Below are 20,382 nucleotides of genomic sequence, written 5' to 3'. Positions count from 1 at the left end.
ATTTGAAATACAAAGAAATTAACAAAATCATTATTTTTGAAGTTATTAACCAGTAGCTTCAATATATCTTTCATTTTTAAGGTAGGAATTAATCAAGAAGTCATAAATACCATTGCAGAATTAATGCAATATGTTATAGGTAAAAAAAGTGTAGATGTTTTATTAAAACGCTGTTTTCAAACTGAAACCAGCTCTGGCAAGGCATTTGCTTATGCTTTTGCTGAAGAAGCTCAAAATATTTTAGGACAAAAAGGCGGTTACATAACCTTAAAACAAGTAGGTCGTAATTTAGCCAAAAAATTGATGCAACAATATCCGCAAGATCAATGGGACAATTACAAGCAACAGAACATGCAATTTGTTGGTTGGGCTGGGGTTTAATTGAAGAATTTGTCAAACCATTGAAAAATGTAAAAAGAATCCAATGGGTAAATCGAGATATTGAAATGAAAAAATGTGAATTTCAATATTTAATGACTTGAATTATTTCTGGTAATATATATATTGTATATTAAAATTTAATTGGGGATACAACATGTCAACAGCATTAACTTTAAAAGTTAATAGCTTACCTGCTGTTTTAAGTCAAGACGCTGATAGTTATACTAAAACAGTTAAATTAATTCCAATTTTAAACTTTGAAGAAGAACAGGAATTAGCTAAGCGTCTGAAAAATGATAATGATCTTGAAGCTGCTCGACAATTAGTAGTATCGCATTTACGGTTTGTACTATATATTGCAAAAAGTTATCGTGGATATGGTTTACCTGAAGCAGACTTAATTCAAGAGGGTAATATCGGTTTAATGAAAGCCGTAAAACGTTTTGATCCTAGCGTTGGTGTACGCTTAGTATCATTTGCTGTACATTGGATACGGGCTGAGATTCATGAATTTATTTTACGTAATTGGCGGATTGTTAAAATCGTAACTACTAAGGCTCAACGTAAATTATTTTTCAATTTACGTAGTATGAAAAAACGCTTAGGGTGGTTTTCAGCCAAAGAAATTGATAATGTAGCTAAAGACTTAGGTGTAACTCAGAAAGATGTATTAGAAATGGAAAAGCGTCTAAGTGCTTATGATATAGCATTTGATGCACCAAATGATAATGATGATGATGAAAACTTTACACCTGCTACTTATTTAGTAGATAAACGTTATGATCCTGCCGTTTTAGTGGAAAAAAAGGATTGGGAAAATCATAATCATATATTATTACAAACAGCTTTTAAAAAACTAGATGAGCGTAGTCAATATATTGTAGAGAAACGTTGGTTAAGTGAAGATAAAGTCACCTTACAAACATTAGCCAATAAATATAATATATCAGCAGAGAGAATACGTCAAATAGAAAATAATGCGATTAATAAGTTAAAAAAATATATGAATTAATTTATTGCCAAACCTGACAGGTTTTAAAAACCTGTCAGGTTTAATTTCGGGTTTTATTTAAAACTTTCTAAATATTTTTTTTGTTGTTCTAAATAATTTATAAAATAGATTAATAACATATAAATTATCGCCCACAATATTAATAAGAGCCATTGTGCATGTGAACTTAAATTAAGTGCAAATAAGGCTGAAAGACTACAAGCTGCCATTAATATATATTCCCATACAACAGTACGTTTATGCCCCCAACCTAATTGAACTAAGCGTTGATAATAATGCGTTTTATGTGGTAGCCAAATTTTTTCTTTCTTTAATAAACGCCGTATTAAGGTAATCGTAGCATCTACAATAAATGGCGAAAATAACAGTATCGCAATCCATAACGGGAAAATTCCTTCTCGACTTCCCCATAAGCTAAAAGCTGCCGCTAAAAAACCTAAGCTAGATGAACCAACATCACCCATAAAAATTCTAGCTGGTGGAAAATTTAATACTAAAAAACCGCTGGTTGCTGTGGCAATAATTAAACTCATTACCATAAAAAATTGATGATCTGCTAAATAACCCAAGAAGGCAAAAGTAGCAAAACCAAATATTGTCATACCCCCTGCCAAGCCATCCATACCATCCATAAAGTTGTATAAGTTTAACATCCATACTACAAATAAGAATGAAAAAGTTAGCTGTAAAATTGATTCCCATGTCCAAATTATACCGGGTAATAGCTCATATGTTAATCCCAATTTACCTTGCGATAATAATAGGAAAGCAGCAAAAAAATGTACTATTAAACGCGATGAAGCGGATATAGGTTTACAATCATCAACAAAAGAAACACCTGCAATTACAAATGTTCCTATCCAAATCCAAAAAAAATCTGGCATTGGGCTATAATATTGACTAGCAAGCAAGGTGGAAATACTTAATGCGCTTAAAATTGCAATTCCTCCAGTGGCAGGAGTTGGAGCTTTATGTAATGAGCGTTTGTTAGGTTTATCAAGAAAGCGTAAGCGCGTTTCTGGATAACTAAAGTATAATGTTAAAAATGCGGAGACTAAAAAAGCCACCAGAATTAAATTGGAAATCATGTTATTTCTCGGTTAAGGATGAAATGTTCTAGGTTGATAACCAAAATCATTATACGCCGCTGTATGGTCAAAACATAGGTTTTGATTTATCCTTGTAATCATCGCTGTTGATAAATGAGAAAATTTTGGTAAGCAAGCAATGCTACGTATCAATATTTTAAATACAAATAATGGAATAGATATGATGCGCGGTTTTTTACCGAGGCTATGAAAAATTGCTTCAACCATCTCATGATAAATAAGTGTTTGCCCACCACTTAAATTATATGCTTTATTTATTGTGACAGAGCAATTATAAGCTTGAATGCAGGCGGTGGCTAAATCGTCTGCATGTACAGGTTGTCGTAATCCCATTCCATTTCCAACTATAGGAAAAAAACCAAAACGGCGAATGAATTTAGCGATAAAGCTTACATTTTTATCAATACCACAACCATAAATTAAGGTAGGGCGAAATATTGTCCATGCAATTTGTTGTGTTTTACATAAGTCTATGACTTGTGTTTCAGCCTCAGTTAATTGAGCTGCTATTTGTTGTTCTTTAGTATCAGATGAACTAGTTTTACTAAAGCGACTAGTTGAACTAAAAGTAATTACTCTTTTAATATTAGAATTAGCTAATAATTGTGGTAATAATGACAATGGCGCGATATGAAATAGAATTTTACTATTAAGAGGTAAAATATTTTTAGTAATATCAATTTGCAACCAAGTTTTATTAATTGCTGCTTGCCGACTTATGGCTGTAATTTCAAATCCATCCGCTTCAAGACGTGGTAATAAAAATCTACCTATTTGATTACTAGCACCAGTAACTATCGCATGTTTAAAGTCCATTTTTTAAACGTTCCCAATCAAAAAAAGGTCCGGGATCAGTTTTACGCCCGGGCGCAATATCACAATGACCAACAATACGATCAGGGGTCAATATCGGCCATATTTTTTGCATTAATTTTATGGTATTAATTAGTTGTTGATATTGTATATCTGTGTAAGCAATACTATCACAGCCCTCAAGTTCAATGCCAATTGAAAAATCATTACAACGTTCGCGCCCAGCAAAACTTGATACTCCAGCGTGCCATGCTCGTTGCAGCAAAGATACATATTGAATAATATCGCCATTACGTCTAATTAATAAATGACTAGAAACACGTAACTGAGCTATTTCAGCAAAATCAGGATGAGCATTTGCATCTAAGCTATTAGTAAATAATTGATCAATGAATTGACCACCAAATTCATTAGGCGGTAAACTAATAGCATGAATAACTAATAATTCAATTTCAGTTCCAGTTGGACGCTGATCATAATTTGGAGAAGGATGATGATAGATATTTTCTATCCAAGCATTATTTTGATCTATTTTCATATAATTTCAATCCTATGAGTAAATATTGATGTCTCAAATTACAAATCCATATATAACTACTGATCCTGTTAGTGATAGTTTTGTTGGACGCGCTAATATTGTACGTGAAGTCGTACAAATGTTAAATAGCAACAAGGATAATGCTATAGTTTTGCATGGTCAAAGGGGTATAGGTAAAACCTCCTTATTACAATACTTAACTAGCGAATTATCCCTCACTAATAAAGATTACTATCCAATTTATTTTGATTTAAGTGATAAAGCCGCTTTATCTGTAGTTGAACTTATTGATGAATTAGCATTAATTATTACTCATACATTCAATCAAAAAGCACCAAATTTAGGTGAGCATCCTGAAACCTGTTTTATTAATACTTGGCTACCAAGTATATTACCAAAAAATAGTACAGTAATACTATTGTTTGATGAATTTAAGAATACTAATAAGACTTTTTTTGATTATTTACGTAAGGTATTAAATTTAGAATTACCAAATTTAAATTTTATTGTTGCTAGTGGTTATAATCTGGATGATTTAGATAATTTAGGAGTTGCTTTATTTAAAGGTGTTCCACCTACAAAACTAGTTCCATTATTAGATAAAAAAAATACAGTTAAACTAGTAAGTATTTCAGAAACAAATAAAACTTTGATATGGTCAACACAAGTTGTCGATTGTGTTTGGCGATATTCACAAGGGCATCCTTTATTGACTCAACAAATTTGTTCTCAAGTTTGGCAACAATTACATAAAAATCAGTCTAAAGATGTGCCAATAGCCAAAATTGCTGATGTAGAAAATGTCATTTTTGATGTCTTAGATGTTAGTCATAAATATTTAGAATATTTATGGGATGCTTTGCCACCAGCAGAACGGGTAATAGCAGCAGCTATAGCTGAAGCCGATAAACAAACCATTACAGATTCAAACTTAGAAAAATACTTATATGATAATGGCATACGAGTATTTATTAGCCAGTTACAAAATGCTCCTCGTGTGTTACAAGATTGGGATTTATTAGAATATCGTGAGGATGGCTATCATTTTAAGGTTGAATTAATACGTAGATGGGTAAAAGAAAATAAAGCTCTACGTCGAATACAAGACGATTTAGATCTTATTGATCCTATTGCAGACAGTTTATATAAACGCGCTGTCAATTCATATAAAGATGAAAAATTCAGTACATCTATTAATAGATTAAATGAAGCTCTGAATTCAAATCCTAATCATTTAAAAGCACAACAATTACTAGCTGATATTTTATTAGCTCAAGGGCAATTTAAACAAGCTAGACAACATTTAGAAAGCTTATATTACTATAAACCACTTGCAGCTCGTTCAAGATTAATACAAGTTTTATTAAAATTAGCTGAATCAACTAATGATGAAGATGAACAAGTTCAATTGTATGAACAAGTATTAAGTTTGGAACCCACACAAACAGAGGCTGCCAATAAACGTAAAGCTATACTAGAACAACATGGTAATAGCGCTTTAGAAACAGAAGATTTTAATACCGCAATTAGAGTTTATCAAAAGTTAGGCTTTAAGAGAAAACTGACAGAAATTGAACTAAAAATAAGAAGCCGTTATTTTGAATTAAAAAAAGATTTTGAGAAATTTCAGCAACAAAAACGTTATCAAATTTTTGCGTTTGGGCTTGTATTAGTTGTAATTAGTATAGCTAGTTATTATTTAGTACCACAACAAAAAACAATTATAAAAACTATTAATAAAGATGTATCAATTGAAAATAATTTACTTGAAACAGAATTAGAACAAGCTGCTCATAATAATGGATTGCTTGAACAAGAATTAGCAACTGCTCACGCCAAAGCTGATGCTCTGGAACAAAAAATAAAAAAAGCACAAGCAAATATAATTGTATTAAAAGCCTCTATTTTAAAGTTATTTAAAAATACAGATTTAGGTCAATTTTTATTACAAAGACAAAAGGGTCATCAAGTAGTAATTATTGGAACTTTTCGTGATCGAAAGGATGCAGATGAATATATACTGACAATACAAGATCAATATCCAGAACTATTTTATTCTCAAACTGATTTATTACCTACGTCAGCTGAAAATAATATTTATAAACGAGGTAGATCTTGGGAAGTTTTGATAAGTGGATTTTATTCTTATAAAGCGGCGAGAAGATTAAGGAAAAAATTACTGAAATTAGAATCTATTAAAGGTGCTTTTATTAGACGTGATCCATTTCGTAATCAGCGCGTATTGCCTTTTGAATATAATGGTGGATCATAATGCCTGTCATTTTATCATCACATGTCACAATTAAGCCGTTTTTAGCAATTAATAAATCAATTGAATTAAACTTAACTGTTTGATTTTATATGTTTTGTGTTATATGGCATTGGTATTGCTATATTAGTTAGCGATCCTCCTTAATGTCTTAAAGCCACTCCACCCTTCGGGGTTGAGCGGCTTTTTTTTTAAGCGCGATTTTTTATCATCATAACTTCTAAGATTTTACCACCAAGCTCATCTGATATATCTAACACTTGTTGTAATTCTTCTAATAAAGATTGTTCATCTTCATCAATTTCACCATCAGCAAGAGTGATATCAACAGCACATACAAATGCACTTTCACGTAAATCTTCAGGCATACTGCTTTTAGCAATAGCGACTAAACCACCAACACCATCACTTTCTAATTTACCCATTAATTTTTCAAAAATTTCATTTAAATCATCTTCTGATGAATCATCAAATATGCTTGTTTGCATTACGTTAGCAAGTATAGCTTTCTTGTCTGACTCATCAATATCACCATTGGCAGCAGCACTTGCTAATCCAATTGCTAAAAATGCTTCTTGTTCAGTAAAAGTTTCTGTTGGTTTTGAACCGAATGAAAAAAAACCCATGTGTTGCTCCTAAATTATTTTAAATAAAACCTTAAATTTTCCACTTTGTCTAGCAAAATCAAATGCTTCTAAAGCCTGATTCAAATGATAAGAAAATTCTATCAAGATAGTAGGGTCAACTAATTTTTTTTCAAGTAGTTGTAATGCAGGTTTGAAGCTACCACAGCGTGATCCTACTAATTTAATTTCATTAACGACTATTTTAGAAAAATCTAATAGCGTTTTTCCTTTATAAGTACTTTTTAATACAATAGTGCCACGTGGGCGCACTATTTGAGATGCTAGCGTCAAACCCTCTGTTGAACCTGTTGCTTCAATGACAATATCATAATCTGTTTGTATTTGGGTTTCTTTAATTGATATAATGTTTCGTGTTGCAAGTAATCGCCGTTGCTTATCATAACGTGCAACGACTTGTAAATCACAACCAGTTAAAGCTAAGGTTTGAGCAATTAATTGCCCCAATCGCCCTGCTCCAATTACTAAAACTTTATCTGTTGCTAAAATGTGAACTTGTTGTTGAATCGCTAAAGCGGCAGCTAATGGTTCTGTGAAAACAGCGGCTTCATCAGAAATGGTATCTGCAACTGGAATAAGGTTTTTTAATGGTAAACATAAGTATTCAGCAAAAGCACCATGTCGATTTAAAATACCTAATACTGAACGCCGCTGACAATGTGTTGTTAAACCTGTTACGCAACTGTCACAAATACCACAACTTATGTTGATTTCTCCAACGACTCGTTCTCCAATTCGTTCTGGAGCAGTAGGGGCTTTTATAATTTCTCCAACAAATTCATGACCTAAGATACCATTGTAAGGATAATATCCTTTTACTAGTTCTAAATCGGTTCCGCAAATCCCCGCCAAATGAACACGCACCAGTGCTTCATCATATTGCGGTTGAATTTGTGGAAAATTATCTATAAATTTTAGAGATTTATCCTGTAGGCAAATTGCTTGCATATTAGTATTAATTCTCAATAGCAGTATTGGAGCTAAATGTGGAAATTGATAAAGCTATTTATAGCATTTCTACACAATTATTAATTGAGACTTTGAATATTAATAGGGTTAATAATAACCTTATTAAACTTGAAGATATTTTAATTGCTAGAAAATTAAGCATTTTATTTACTTTTAAAACTAATCATTATATTTCTTTTAAACAAGAAATGATCAAGTTAAATAAAGAACAATTACTAATTTTAGAAGAAATTATTGATTATTATTTTAATATAAAAATGACTGCTAATAGTATTAGCAATCTCACGATTAAACCAAAAGATCAGCCAGAGATAATAGATGTAAAAACTAATCCCTCATATATAAAAATTATTTATGATAAATTCAATCAGCTGTTTAAATCGCGTGGATAATAATGTGGAAAATAACAAAGAAGTTTATCATATTTCTACTAAATTATTAATTAAAATATTAAATTTAAATCGAGAAAATAAGGGTTTAGGAAAACTAGAAGATGCTTTAATAGCTCGTAAATTAGGTATTTTATATACATTTAAAACAAATATTTACTTAAATTTTAAAAATGATTACGTCAATTTGATGTTAGATGAACTAATCATCTTAGAAGAAATCATTGATTACTATTTTAATGTTGAAATGAAAGCTGCAACTATGAAATGTTTCACTATTAAATTAGAAAAGCAAGAAAATACACTTGTCAAAATAGAACAAGGTGAGTTAATAAGCTTGGAAGAAATTCTGAAATTCTATACTAATATAGAACTTAATGCTAAAGATGAACCAGAAAATAAACAAACAATATCGGATCAAAAGATCAAAGTTCCATCATCTAATAGCAATTTTTTTAAAAAATTGATCAAGTTATTTCGTTAAGGAATCAATTATTGTATGAGTACATCAGAAGAAAGTGGTTATTCACCACAAATTATGACAGCCGGTGGGCAGACTATTATTGGTGGTTTAAGTCGTGTGTTTCATTGTAATTTTTATAATTCATATTTACAAATGGCGGTTCTTTTAACGCAAGCTTCGGGTGATCATAATCCTAAGCAATTATTAACAAATTCAGTTACACCATTAGTAAATAATTTAATAAATTGTGGTTATACAGAACAAGATTTATTAGAAGAATTTGCTTTTTGTGGTTTTGGCTATTTAGAACAGCGTGATGAAAAAACTTGGGAAACACCGATTTCTCATTATGGTCAACGTCTTTGTCTGCATGGTCGTCCACAAAAAAGTTGTTATTTTACTAGTGGTTATCTTCAAGGAATGCTTAATAAAGTTGTCACTGAAACGGCTTGCCAAATAGAAACTAAGGAACATGATGAATTTAGCGTATCTGATAAAACTTTACAGATAAAAAATTATCTGTGTAATGAGTTTCAATTAACTTCAAATATTCCAGAACGTTTTGATTTTGATACTCGCGTTGATGAAGATGTTATTACAGCTACAGTAGCAACCTTGCCTTTAAAGGGTCATTATGTTGCTAATGAAACGGCTTTGATTAGCGCGTTTGGTGTGGTGCTAACTAATCATTTTGCTGATTATTATAATAAAATCAGTTATGAAACCTATTTTGCTCTTATGGATGCTGGCATACCTAAAGAAGACGCTGAAGAAATATTCACTCAAGCTGGGCATATTTGCGCTTTTAATACCTTTGGTGGAATTATGAAAAGCCCTGAATGGTATGGTTTGGTGGCTCCACAATGTGATTCTAAAGAGGATTGGTTTCATGGAATGATTGCGGTTGTAAATGCTTTAGGTTGGGGTGTGTATCGCGTTGAAAAGATTGATCCAAAAGGTGAAACTATAGTGCGGGTGTATAATTCTTATGAAGGAGTAGGATATAGACGTATGTATTCACAAACAGATGAAAAAAATATGTCATTTTTAGTGATGGGAGGCATGTTAGGTTTAGTTCATTTGCTTTGGAAGGTGGATATACGTGAAAAACCAGAATTAACTGAAGACTTTTATGTAAATCAATTTAATAATATTGCTAATAGTTATCAAGTAAAACAAACTCATGCCATTGCAGCAGGTGATGAATATGATCGAGTAGTAGTATTTAAATAAATTATTGACAAACAATAAACATATCATTATAATACCCATCAACTAAGAACTGGATGGGTCTCGTATTTTGTCTGCCTACAAAAAGATAACTTGAAACAATTCAAGTAAAATAACGAGATTAAGCCTGTCCGCCTTTCTTGGTCTTTTTTTCCCTTCTATGCGTGTGTCTATATGACTATTGATACAAATGCGATTCTTAATAGGCTAATCAATAATGATCTGCCACTCTCTGATGTTCCAACAAGATAATTTAATTCTTCAATGTTTGCCATATTTACCTGTTAATTGGTTCTCCACAATTAGAGAACTGGGCTGTTAATTATCGACGTGATTTAAGAAAATTGGTTCGTCATGCTCTCGGGCAACAGGTGACGCTAACTTGTTTACATAAATTTTTGCAAGATGATACGGCTTATTTGAGGCGTTATGTATTACGTTATGCTGAGGATAAAGCTTTAGTACGTGATGTATTTTTATTTTTATTTGGTAAATTAACGACTAGCCAGTTTCCATTATTAAATGCTTATCTGAGCGCACGTAAAGATATTGAAGCTGGTAAAGGTTTGCCACTTAAAGTTTTACAAGGTTTGCGGGGTACATTTCACCCTCAAGTTGCTCAACATCGCCTACGCCGTTTAGCCGCTAAAGAAAAAATTAAACGTGACATCACATCAAATGATGATTCCTTAATTGGCAAAATTCGTAGTTATTATAAGTCTGGTATTGATTTAAATATTGTAAATCAAGCTATTGATCAAGAAGCAGCGCGACTTCCTAAGTGGAACGCTAATATATATTTTATAGTCGATACTTCGGCTTCAATGCAAGGTTTTGGTCATAGAGAATATAATAATCTAGCTATAGCGATTGGTTTATTAAAAGATGAGCGTTTTATTATTTTGCCACAACCATTACGAGCAAAAGCTTTAGCTTTACGAGGCGAAGAAAATTATTCTAAGTTATGGGGTGACATTACTAACTTTAATAAACAAGTTGGATTAAAGGAACGTGGGCATTTAGATGAATTAAAACGCGCCTATCAGCCAGAATTGTTACAAACAGTTTATCATTGGTATCGAAATAGCCCCTGATGCAGAATTTTGGCAAGAATTACATACTCCGTTAGTGATGTATTGTTATGCGCCGCTAAGATTAATTAATCGTATCCAAGGTATAGAGCCTTTGCAAGCTGAAACTTTAGAAATAGATAAGCTCAAAGATTTAGATGGAAGAACAACAGAACAATAATCAATTAGTGACTATTGAAATGGAAAATTTTGTTGGGCAAATGGTTTTGCGCGATAATAAAGTTGCTTATGTTTCTTTGTCTAGACGATAAAATTGCGTTTTGAACTGTGATTAATCACAGTTCAATTTTTTTAAATATTCAAGAATAATACGTAATATACTTTATAATGAAAATTCATTTAAATTAAATCTGGAGTAAAAATATGAGGTGGGTTTATCTTCCCTTTTTAACTATTAGCATCATTTCCTCATCAGCAATTGCCGTCGAAGATGATATTCTTTGTGGTAAGCCTGATAAAGTTTGTCGTCAAAAAGGTACTTTTTTACCTTTACGCGCATTACCTAGACCATTCTCAAATCTTTACCATAGCCCCAAAAATACAGATATATTTATCTCAAATATAAAATCATTTTATCCACTCTATGTGTTTGATAGACTAAATGTTGATTATTCAAATCCTGCAAATCCAACTGGATGGTATAAAGTTGGTGCTAGTGTTAATGATCCATTAGCTTGGATGCAGGCTAAGGATGTAATGGAATGGAAACAGGCTTTGGTTGTATCTTATACTCATCCCGGTATAGGTGAAAATCGTCGTAATCCAGTATTGATGTATGAAAATCTTGATGATCTGAAGAACTTAATGCAGTCATCTAATTTAGCCGCTCAAGCAACAAAAGCTTATCAAGGTTTAGATAAAACACCGATTGAAGTGCCTAAAGGTGTGATTAGCATGGAAACAAAGCGTTTTGTCGATATTGAAACTAAAAAAAGTTTTTATATACTTCCTGTTCTCAAATATCAACAATTAGATATTTTTGATGATGCAACTCGTTATTTACAAATAGCCGCTGCTATTCCTCGTGAAAGAGCAGAAACTACTGATACTCTGCAAAATCAACAATACGCGCAACAAGCTACAGAAACTGAAACTATTTCTGGAACACAAGCACAGAATCTTGGTGTAGATATTAAGTTTGTAATGGATATTACTGGCAGTATGTCTCCTTATCTAAAGGCAACTAAAGAAGCTATTAAAAAACTCGCAACTCAAGTAGTTGCTAAAATTGATACTCGCGTTAATTTTGGTTTAATAGGTTACACTGATAATACAACAAATTTTACACCTAAACTAGCAGATGCTGATTACTTTGTGAAAGTTATTTCAACTATTGAAGCATCAGGTGGTGGTGATTATCAAGAAGAAGTTTTTGCAGGTGTTAAACAAGCAATTGAATCTCATTGGAATGAAAATACCATTAAAGTAATGGTTATTATCGGTGACGCTAGTTCACATAAAAAAGGGCATCCTAAAAATCTTACAAATATGAATGCCGAAGAATTAAACCAACTAGCAAGCGCGAATAAAATTGCTGTTATGGCACTTCACTTAAAGGCTAAAAAAGCTAAAAAAGATCATCCTATTGCTAAACAACAATTTATTGCACTAGCTCAAAGTAATCAATCAGATAATTACATACCTTTGGATGCAACTAATATTGACGCTTTTGAAGGGGCAATAAAAAGTTTATCAAAAGAATTATCTAAAATAGTTGCAGATGTTAGATCAGCTAAAGCCGGTGATAAAATTGATGCAATTGAAACTGCTGTTGAAATAACAGTTGTAAATGGTACCATTCATACAGTAGAGAAGGCTGAAAAAGTAGCCGCTGGTTTTGCTAAGATTATCGCCGCTAATGCCTTAGTTGAATATCTTGGTAGTGCCGCTAAACCACCTAGAGATGTAACTGTATGGGTATTAGATAGAGATATGATTGATCCAACTAAGCGTTCTCTTGATGTACGACTTTTGATTAAAAAATCCCAACTAAATGACTTAATTACTGCCTTAGAACAAATTTTAATGGCGATAAAACGTTCAGAACTAACAGCAATGCAATTTTTTGATGCACTACAAGGAGTCGTAACAAGCGCAGGTAAAGGTGAAAAAATCAGTGTCAAAAAGGCTAAACAGCTAAAAGATGCAGGATTATTACCATCTTGGATAGCCAGCTTACCTTATAAAAGTGAGATTTTAGAAATGGATAATTACAGTTTTGAAGCACTGTCACCAGATGAACGCGGAGCATTAGAAGATAGCATAGATGCCAAATTACAATTATATAGAGAAATCAATGAATCAGACTTATGGATCAGCTTAGATGATAGACATCGCAGTGATGAACATGTTTATCCTTTAAGTCTGGATTTGTTGCCTTGAACACATGATCAAAAAATATCATTTTGATCCAGACTTTTGTCATAATGAAAGAGAAGTTGAAAGCAAACTGATTATAAGTTATCTTTTGCCCGAATTAGGTTATTCTATCGACGCATGGCGGCAAGAGATAAAATTTAACAGATTTCGCTTAGACTTTTTTGCAGAGCCTAGTCAAACTAAAAAAGGTGTAGTTATAGAAGCCAAGCATCCAGATCAAAATTTAAATGATCATCTGGAGCAATTAAAAAACTATATGATAGATTTAGATTTGACTTATGGGCTATTAACCAATGGCAAAGAAATTAGGATTTATAAACAAACCCGAAATACTATAGATTTGGTTTTTAGTGAATTTGCTTATGGCATTGAAAATAAAATTGATGAGATTAGGGGATTGATAGGTAGAGAAACACTTGCCAATAGTTCAAGCACAAATATAAAGATGAAAATTACTAATGTAATTCAATCTTTTAGAAAAAATAGTTCAAACGTAAATATGAAAATTATTGCTATTTATCACAACAAAGGCGGGGTAGGTAAAACTACAACTGTAGTCAACCTAGCAGCCACTTTTAGCAAACTTGGAAAAAAAGTCTTGATTATTGATTTGGATAGTCAAGCTAATACCACTTTTGCAACTGGATTAGTCAATTTCGGAGATGAAGACAAAGATAACTTAAAAGATAATTATATTTATCATCTGTTGAAGTCACGAAAAGCTTTTTCTATCTCAGATGTCGCAAGAACTTCTAGTTTTTGTAGCCATCCAGTTGATGTGATACCTTCTCATATTCTATTGATGAAACATGAGAAAGAACTCAATGAATATAAATATGTTCAGGGTATTTTGGTTAAAAAATTGCAAGAAGTTAAGGATAAATATGATATTGTTCTGATAGATACACCTCCTTCGTTAAATTTATACGCAGGGCTGGCACTGATAACAGCAGATTATTTGCTGATTCCTTCTGATCTGAAAGCTTTTTCTAATGAAGGTTTAGATAATGTCCGTGAATTCATTGAAGAAAGCAATGAATTTAGAGATATGACAAATCGTCCTCCGATTCAAGTTTTGGGCGTTTTGCCTACCAAAATATCAACAAATGCCAAATTTATCAAAGGCACTTTGCAAAAACGTATAGCCTTAGTTAAGCAACGCTATAAATTTGAGATAATGGACAGTATCATTTATGAAAGAGAAGATATCGCCAAGTGTACAGAACAAACCTTAGAAATCGCTGATGTGGAAGTAGCAGCTCCTAGATCAATAGTTGATTTTAAATCAAATTCTAAATCGGCGAATGAATTTCAACAATTAGTTGAAGAAGTTATGCAAAAAATTGGATTATCCTAATGAAAAAAATCTCACATGCTATTGTGTTGGTTGAAGACATTCGTTCATCTTTGCCTCGTAGTCAATTTTCAGAAGCAGACTTAGATGAGGCAGCTCAGTTATTATTAAAAATAAAAGGTGTGATAACACCGCTAATTTTATTGGAAACTGGAGTAGATTCCTACAAGGTTATTGACGGTGATTTTGAATATTATGCTGCTCTAAAAGCAGGGGAAATAGATCCCTTACAAGGTGAAACTATCAATGCTTATTTGGTTGAAGATGAAGCTGATGTTGCCATTTATAAAAAACAAGTAGAAGTATTTCGACAACAATCTCTATCCAAACCTGTAATTAAAGAAAATACTATGAGTGAACAATTACATGTTATGATTGATGCCATAAAGCGTTTGAGTGATCAAGTGGCTAATATGAGCGAACAAATAAAAACATTAAAAACAGTAACATCTACAACAATAGAAAAACCGGTACCAGAAACCACGCCAATTAAAATAGCCTCTAGTGAAGAAGAAAAAACATTATTAGAAGATATAAATACATTACCTATAATGGAGCTGAATTTAAAATTGGAAAATATAACTGGGAAAAATGTGAGAACAAATATTCTCAAAGCCAGACAGAATCCATCCTTTAAGCCTTTTACTTCAAGTAATGAACTAATTAAAGGCGTTAAAGGTTTAGGTGACAAAAGCTTTGATGCAATGCTAGATAAGTTTAATAAATTATGAAACCTAATCGCTATATTTGGCTAATTCTATTTTTCTTAGCTACACCCTTATCTGCTGAAAGTCTGTTATGGCAAATTAATAAGGATTCTTTGAAACCTAGTTATATCTTTGGCACTATGCACTCTGAAGATCAACGGGTTCTTAATTTAATTCCTAGCATTTCTGAGCGTTTTAAAACGGCTGATAATGTTGCATTTGAGGTACTTATGGATATGCCAACTATGACAAAATCCGCTAATGCAATGTTTATCCTAGGAAATAAAACTTTAGATAAAATAGTTGATACCGAACTATTTGCTCAGATAGTTAAAGCCTTACAGCCATATAAGATACCATCTCATATGGTAAAATATTTCAAACCTTGGGCTGTTATGCTAATACTAAATATGCCTCCATCTAAAACTGGTAAGTTTTTAGATTTACAGTTATATAAACAAGCACAAGATTTGAAATTGCCAACTCATGGTTTAGAAACAGTAGATGAACAATTGGCAGTGTTTGAAGTAATGTCTATTAAGGATCAAGTATTTTTATTAAAAGAGAGTTTAAAAACATCACCAGATATTTTAGAACAAATGCTAAAATTATATTTACAAGGTGACTTAAACGCGCTGCTGAAATTAAGTCATACTGATGATGCTATAATGAAAGACTTATATAAGCGTCTGATAGATGATCGTAATCTAAAAATGCTAAAACGGATGGAAAAATTATTGCAAAAGGGTAATGCTTTTATTGCAATTGGTGCCTTGCATTTACCCGGAAAAAAAGGAGTATTGCAATTGTTAAAGCAACGAGCTTATATAGTAAAAGCAATACATTAAAAAAATGAATAACAAACCATTATGCGTCGATTTAGACGGTACTTTAATTGCCACTGATAGTCTGTGGGAAAGTATTTTATTGCTATTCAGAACTTGGCAAATTTTTTTATTACCATTCTGGCTCATCCGCGGCAGGGCTTATTTAAAATATAAGGTTGCTCAACATGTTAGCTTAAATGTTGCTACTTTACCTTATTATGAAAATGTATTAAAATTTTTACAAGATGAGAAGCAGAAGGGGCGTGTTTTAGTATTAGCAACAGCGGCTCATGAATCAATTGCACAAGCTGTGGCTAAACATTTAAATTTATTTGATATAGTAATTGCTAGTGATCTTGATACCAATTTGAAGGGTGTGAATAAGCGCGATGCTTTAACAAAACGTTTTGGTGTTTATGATTATATTGGCGATTCTAGCGCGGATATACCGATTTTTGAAGCCGCTAATAAGTCATATTTAGTTGGAAAAGATTTTGAGATTCCTAAAAAGTCTTGGACAATTTGGTTAAAAGCTTTACGCCCACATCAATGGAGTAAAAATGTACTAATTTTTTTACCATTGCTTTTTTCTCATCAATTCACAGACTTTAGTAAGCTAGTTGATGTGTTGTTAGCATTTGCTGCTTTTAGTTTAGCCGCTTCAGCGGGTTATGTGTTAAATGATTTATTAGATTTAGCCGCTGATCGTATTCATAAAACTAAAAAATATCGTCCATTTGCCGCTGGTTTGATACCAATACCATCTGCTTTAGTGTTATTTGGAATTTTAATTGTCAGTAGTTTATTTATTTCATTATGGTGGCTATCTTTAACTTTTACCATGATGGTAGTAATATATCTATTACTAACAATTAGTTATTCAGTTTACCTAAAACGCAAACGAGTTATAGATATTTTCATCTTAGCAAGTTTCTATACCCATAGAATTTTAGCTGGTGGAATTGTAATTATGGTTCCAATTTCATCATGGTTATTGGGATTTTCTATGTTTATATTTTTGAGTTTAGCATTTTTAAAACGCTATATAGAATTATATAATTTGAGTGATAGAAATAAAATCAAACATCGTGACTATGATGTTTGCGATATAGAAATGATGAGTAACATGGGGGCAAACAGTGGTTATTTGGCGGTATTAGTTTTTGCTTTATATATTAATAATGATAAAATAACTAGCCTTTATACATCACCAGAAATATTATGGTTTATTTGTCCAATTTTATTATATTGGATAACTCGTATTTGGTTTTTAGCAAATCGAAACAGGGTATTAGATGATCCGGTTAAATTTGTTTTAACCGATAAAATCAGTTGGCTTGTTATCTTTAGTATTATGATTCTTGTTATGTTGGCTAAATTATGTTAATCAAACAATCTACTTTTTATATTTTATTAAAGCGCGATTTAACTTTAGCGGCTCGTCATCGCGCTGAAATAGCTAATCCTTTGTTATTTTTTGTCATCGTTGTAAGTCTTTTTCCTTTAGCTATTTCTCCTGAATCAAAACACTTACAAGTTATTGCTCCGGGTGTTATTTGGGTTGCTGCTTTATTAGCAGCAATGCTATCTTTAGATAGTTTATTCCGTTCTGATTTTGAGGATGGTAGTTTAGAACAATTGGCTTTATCTTCTCATTCTTTATCCATATTAGTATTAGCTAAAGTGTTAGCGCATTGGATTATGACTGGTTTACCTTTAATTATATTAGCACCTTTATTAGCTGTGTTGCTATTTTTACCTGAGAATGCTATGTTTACTTTAATAGCCACTTTGGCTTTAGCAACGCCAATTTTAAGTTTAATCGGTGCAATTGGTGTTGCATTAACTGTAGGTTTACGCCGTGGTGGGGTATTATTATCTTTATTAGTATTACCGTTATATATTCCGGTGTTAATTTTTGCCGCTAATGCTGTGAATGAGGCTGCAAGGGGTTTTCCTGTAGCGGGGCAATTATATTTTTTAGGGGCATTGTTATGCTTATCTTTAACATTGGCACCTTTAGCAACAGCGGCAGCTTTGCGGATTAGTTTGAGTTAATAATTATGAAAGGGTGTGGAAAACATTGGGGATCAGACCTGTCAGGTTTTTGGCTATATAAAACCAATGCTCATAAAAAAATGTTAAAGTAGAATATTTAGTTAAGTTTTTTGATAGGATGAGGTAATACCTATGATACCAAAAGTAGAAACAAGCGTTCATCAATATGTTATTCCGGCAAACAATTTATCTAAGCGTGTGACTATATCAGTTTCGTTGGAAATTGCACAATTATTAACGCAATTTTCTGAAGATCAACTAAGAACAGTTTTAGGAAAAATCGTTGTTTATGAAAAATATAGAGGACATAAAAAAAGCAAAGGAACTGGTAATTCAGTTCAAACTTTACGACAAATCCGTGAAGAGGAATAACTATATATGAAAAAAATTATAGTTGATACTTCAGTAACAGTTAAGTTATTTTTGGAAGAAGAAGATTCTGATTTAGCTGATAAAATTTTTGAACAGGCAAAAGACGGAGATATTTTACTATTTGCACCAACACTCACTTTGTATGAGGTGCTTAATACCTTGGTAAAAGAAAATATTCCAAATGATGAAATACAAGAACATCTTCAAATGTTAAAAGATTATACAGAAGCTAAAGTTATGAATTTAGTTGATTATTCTGAAACCTTGGCTTTAAAAACTTTAGAAATAGCCACAATGGATACTAAAGGAAAGGGGCATATTTCGTCATATGACGCTACATTTCATGCGTTGGCAATACTTCAAAAAGGTATTTTTTTGACAGCTGATAAAAAACATTATGAAAAAACGAAGGATATTATTGGCTTTACTTTGCTTTTGGAAAATTTTTTTGATAAAAATTAAGAGAATATTTTTTAGGGGCATTGTTATGTTTATCTTTAACATTGGCACCGTTAGCAACAGCGGCAGCTTTGCGGATTAGTTTGAGTTAATTTTAAAAATTAAATCCAATACTTATTGAATATGTTATAAATGGTATGTTATTATCTGGTTCCCATCCTATATTTGAGCTTAGCCCGATTATATTTTCTGATTCTACACCATAATCAAAATATCTAATTGTGCCAATTGACATATTAAACCAATTAAACAGTCTTTGTTCTAAAACAATTCCTATTGATGTAAATTCATTATCATCAGTATCAAATTGAGTTATTTCTAATTCATATTTTCTTGTCTTGCTTGCTGATAATAAAATACGTCCACTATAGTGTATTATTTTGAGAGACTTTTTTTAATATATCTTGAATGTCACTAATTGTGTTTTGTGGTTTTTTTAATTCATTATTTGCAGTTTTGTATCTTTCAAAGGATGTTTTACTTTCTGTAGCAATATTCTGATGTGAAATGTAATTTAAGATAGTGGTTGGTTGATAATTTTTAATCGTAATGGAATTGAAAATTGGGATGCAGTGGGAAAACGAGAATGGATAGAAGAACAAGCAAAGAAAATTGAGCTTATTTGCTTGTAATACTATAATTGAATTTATCGCTATATTATAGTATAATATGATATGTTTATGTATTAATATTTAACTCATTTGTCTGAATCAGGATTTACAGAATTAAACATCCTGACAATCCTAAAATCTTGTAAATCATGATTCAGACAATTTTGAATTAAAAAGGTGTAACAAATGTTCAAATATTTTGTTAGTTTGTTGTTGTGCGGATTATCCTCTGTGGCGATGGCAGAGGTTGAAGTAGTTACCACGCCGTTGTTGTCATTTCCACCGGCTGAGCGATTGGTGGGGCATACTTGGTCTGTTAATGCGGTAGCCTACTCCCCAGACGGCAGTCGCATTGTGTCTGGCAGTTCAGATGAGACGCTAAAAATATGGGATGCTAATTCAGGTAAACTATTGTCCAGTTTAGAAGCGCATACTGAAGGTGTATCAGGCGTAGCCTTTTCTCCTTCGGGTCATCTTATCTACTCAGCTAGTTATGATCGCACCATCAAAGTTTGGCCATCAAATATTGATAATAGCATCGGCAAAGCCATTGTCATCGCAGCATCTGGCGCACACCGTTCCAATACATTATTTCCATATACAGACGAATTGGCAAAAAAAATGTATCACACATTAAAACAACGCGGTTTTACCGACAAAAACATAATTTATTTGAACCCAGACTTCTTTCAAGACATTGATGGAGA

22 protein-coding genes are annotated in these 20,382 nt (G+C 32.2%); 17 read left to right on the top strand and 5 right to left on the bottom strand.

The features are described 5' to 3' along the window. The first annotated feature begins 36 nt into the window (after nt 1–36). Together BHU68_RS14360 and rpoH are read left to right on the top strand one after the other, a co-directional pair. The gene (locus BHU68_RS14360; protein ID WP_141698839.1) at nt 37–381 is read left to right on the top strand and encodes a hypothetical protein; all 345 of its coding nucleotides are present in this window, start codon (nt 37–39) and stop codon (nt 379–381) included. A 154-nt stretch (nt 382–535) separates the two neighbouring features. Then, nucleotides 536–1,393 (top strand): RNA polymerase sigma factor RpoH, encoded by an 858-nt coding sequence (gene rpoH / locus BHU68_RS14355; protein WP_069471446.1) that lies wholly within the window; start codon nt 536–538, stop codon nt 1,391–1,393. A 53-nt stretch (nt 1,394–1,446) separates the two neighbouring features. On the opposite strand, the gene BHU68_RS14350 is transcribed toward rpoH, so the two are convergent. Genes BHU68_RS14350 through ampD form a run of 3 tightly spaced genes read right to left on the bottom strand, consistent with a single transcriptional unit; the run spans nt 1,447 to nt 3,853 of the window. Beyond that, complete coding sequence (locus tag BHU68_RS14350; protein ID WP_069471445.1) at nt 1,447–2,481, bottom strand: MraY family glycosyltransferase; 1,035 nt, start codon at nt 2,479–2,481, stop codon at nt 1,447–1,449. A 12-nt stretch (nt 2,482–2,493) separates the two neighbouring features. Further along, nucleotides 2,494–3,318: an NAD-dependent epimerase/dehydratase family protein gene (locus BHU68_RS14345; RefSeq protein WP_069471444.1), complete on the bottom strand. Its 825-nt coding sequence runs from the start codon at nt 3,316–3,318 to the stop codon at nt 2,494–2,496. After that, the gene (ampD, locus tag BHU68_RS14340) at nt 3,308–3,853 is read right to left on the bottom strand and encodes a 1,6-anhydro-N-acetylmuramyl-L-alanine amidase AmpD (RefSeq protein ID WP_069471443.1); all 546 of its coding nucleotides are present in this window, start codon (nt 3,851–3,853) and stop codon (nt 3,308–3,310) included. The genes BHU68_RS14345 and ampD overlap by 11 nt, the downstream gene beginning before the upstream one ends. A gap of 28 nt (nt 3,854–3,881) precedes the next feature. Between ampD and BHU68_RS14335 the strand changes: the two genes are divergently transcribed. Next, on the top strand, nt 3,882–6,125 hold the full coding sequence (locus tag BHU68_RS14335) for an ATP-binding protein (RefSeq protein ID WP_069471442.1): 2,244 nt from the start codon (nt 3,882–3,884) through the stop codon (nt 6,123–6,125). 188 nt (nt 6,126–6,313) lie between these two features. Here the strand turns inward: BHU68_RS14335 and BHU68_RS14330 are convergent, their stop codons facing one another. Next, nucleotides 6,314–6,748, bottom strand: coding sequence for a tellurite resistance TerB family protein (locus BHU68_RS14330; protein WP_069471441.1), 435 nt, complete (start codon nt 6,746–6,748; stop codon nt 6,314–6,316). A 9-nt stretch (nt 6,749–6,757) separates the two neighbouring features. After that, entirely contained in the window at nt 6,758–7,714 is a 957-nt protein-coding gene (locus BHU68_RS14325) for an MDR/zinc-dependent alcohol dehydrogenase-like family protein (protein ID WP_069471440.1), read from the bottom strand. 38 nt (nt 7,715–7,752) lie between these two features. On the opposite strand from BHU68_RS14325, the gene BHU68_RS14320 reads away from it, so the two are divergent. The 14 genes from BHU68_RS14320 to BHU68_RS16785 form a co-directional block, all read left to right on the top strand. Next, the gene (locus BHU68_RS14320) at nt 7,753–8,127 is read left to right on the top strand and encodes a hypothetical protein (protein WP_069471439.1); all 375 of its coding nucleotides are present in this window, start codon (nt 7,753–7,755) and stop codon (nt 8,125–8,127) included. A gap of 4 nt (nt 8,128–8,131) precedes the next feature. Further along, nucleotides 8,132–8,608 (top strand): hypothetical protein, encoded by a 477-nt coding sequence (locus tag BHU68_RS14315; RefSeq protein WP_141698916.1) that lies wholly within the window; start codon nt 8,132–8,134, stop codon nt 8,606–8,608. 15 nt (nt 8,609–8,623) lie between these two features. Continuing rightward, entirely contained in the window at nt 8,624–9,820 is a 1,197-nt protein-coding gene (locus BHU68_RS14310) for a hypothetical protein (RefSeq protein WP_069471437.1), read from the top strand. Between the two features lie 341 nt (nt 9,821–10,161). Continuing rightward, a complete protein-coding gene (locus tag BHU68_RS14305; protein ID WP_141698844.1) occupies nt 10,162–10,911 on the top strand; it encodes a hypothetical protein in 750 nt (249 codons plus the stop codon). Nucleotides 10,912–10,945: 34 nt separating this feature from the next. Continuing rightward, nucleotides 10,946–11,068: a hypothetical protein gene (locus tag BHU68_RS18120; RefSeq protein ID WP_256359164.1), complete on the top strand. Its 123-nt coding sequence runs from the start codon at nt 10,946–10,948 to the stop codon at nt 11,066–11,068. A gap of 203 nt (nt 11,069–11,271) precedes the next feature. Further along, a complete protein-coding gene (locus BHU68_RS14300) occupies nt 11,272–13,290 on the top strand; it encodes a vWA domain-containing protein (protein ID WP_069471435.1) in 2,019 nt (672 codons plus the stop codon). Nucleotides 13,291–13,294: 4 nt separating this feature from the next. Next, nucleotides 13,295–14,644, top strand: coding sequence for an AAA family ATPase (locus BHU68_RS14295; RefSeq protein WP_069471434.1), 1,350 nt, complete (start codon nt 13,295–13,297; stop codon nt 14,642–14,644). Next, nucleotides 14,644–15,372, top strand: coding sequence for a hypothetical protein (locus BHU68_RS14290; RefSeq protein ID WP_069471433.1), 729 nt, complete (start codon nt 14,644–14,646; stop codon nt 15,370–15,372). Before BHU68_RS14295 ends, BHU68_RS14290 begins: the two co-directional genes overlap by 1 nt. After that, complete coding sequence (locus tag BHU68_RS14285) at nt 15,369–16,196, top strand: TraB/GumN family protein (RefSeq protein WP_069471432.1); 828 nt, start codon at nt 15,369–15,371, stop codon at nt 16,194–16,196. The genes BHU68_RS14290 and BHU68_RS14285 overlap by 4 nt, the downstream gene beginning before the upstream one ends. 4 nt (nt 16,197–16,200) lie before the next feature. Further along, nucleotides 16,201–17,562 (top strand): UbiA family prenyltransferase, encoded by a 1,362-nt coding sequence (locus BHU68_RS14280; RefSeq protein ID WP_069471431.1) that lies wholly within the window; start codon nt 16,201–16,203, stop codon nt 17,560–17,562. Next, complete coding sequence (gene ccmB, locus BHU68_RS14275; protein ID WP_069471430.1) at nt 17,556–18,233, top strand: heme exporter protein CcmB; 678 nt, start codon at nt 17,556–17,558, stop codon at nt 18,231–18,233. The genes BHU68_RS14280 and ccmB overlap by 7 nt, the downstream gene beginning before the upstream one ends. Nucleotides 18,234–18,365: 132 nt before the next feature. After that, nucleotides 18,366–18,605 (top strand): hypothetical protein, encoded by a 240-nt coding sequence (locus BHU68_RS14270; RefSeq protein WP_069471429.1) that lies wholly within the window; start codon nt 18,366–18,368, stop codon nt 18,603–18,605. Between the two features lie 6 nt (nt 18,606–18,611). Further along, the gene (locus tag BHU68_RS14265) at nt 18,612–19,067 is read left to right on the top strand and encodes a type II toxin-antitoxin system VapC family toxin (protein ID WP_069471428.1); all 456 of its coding nucleotides are present in this window, start codon (nt 18,612–18,614) and stop codon (nt 19,065–19,067) included. Between the two features lie 845 nt (nt 19,068–19,912). Continuing rightward, nucleotides 19,913–20,382: WD40 repeat domain-containing protein (locus BHU68_RS16785; protein WP_253182189.1), on the top strand; the 470-nt coding region annotated here is incomplete at its 3' end.

The sequence above is a fragment of the Candidatus Marithrix sp. Canyon 246 genome (assembly GCF_001723685.1).
Classification (GTDB): domain Bacteria; phylum Pseudomonadota; class Gammaproteobacteria; order Beggiatoales; family Beggiatoaceae; genus Marithrix.
The sequence above is the reverse complement of the archived record's forward strand: the minus strand, read 5'-3'. Positions and strand labels throughout refer to the sequence as shown.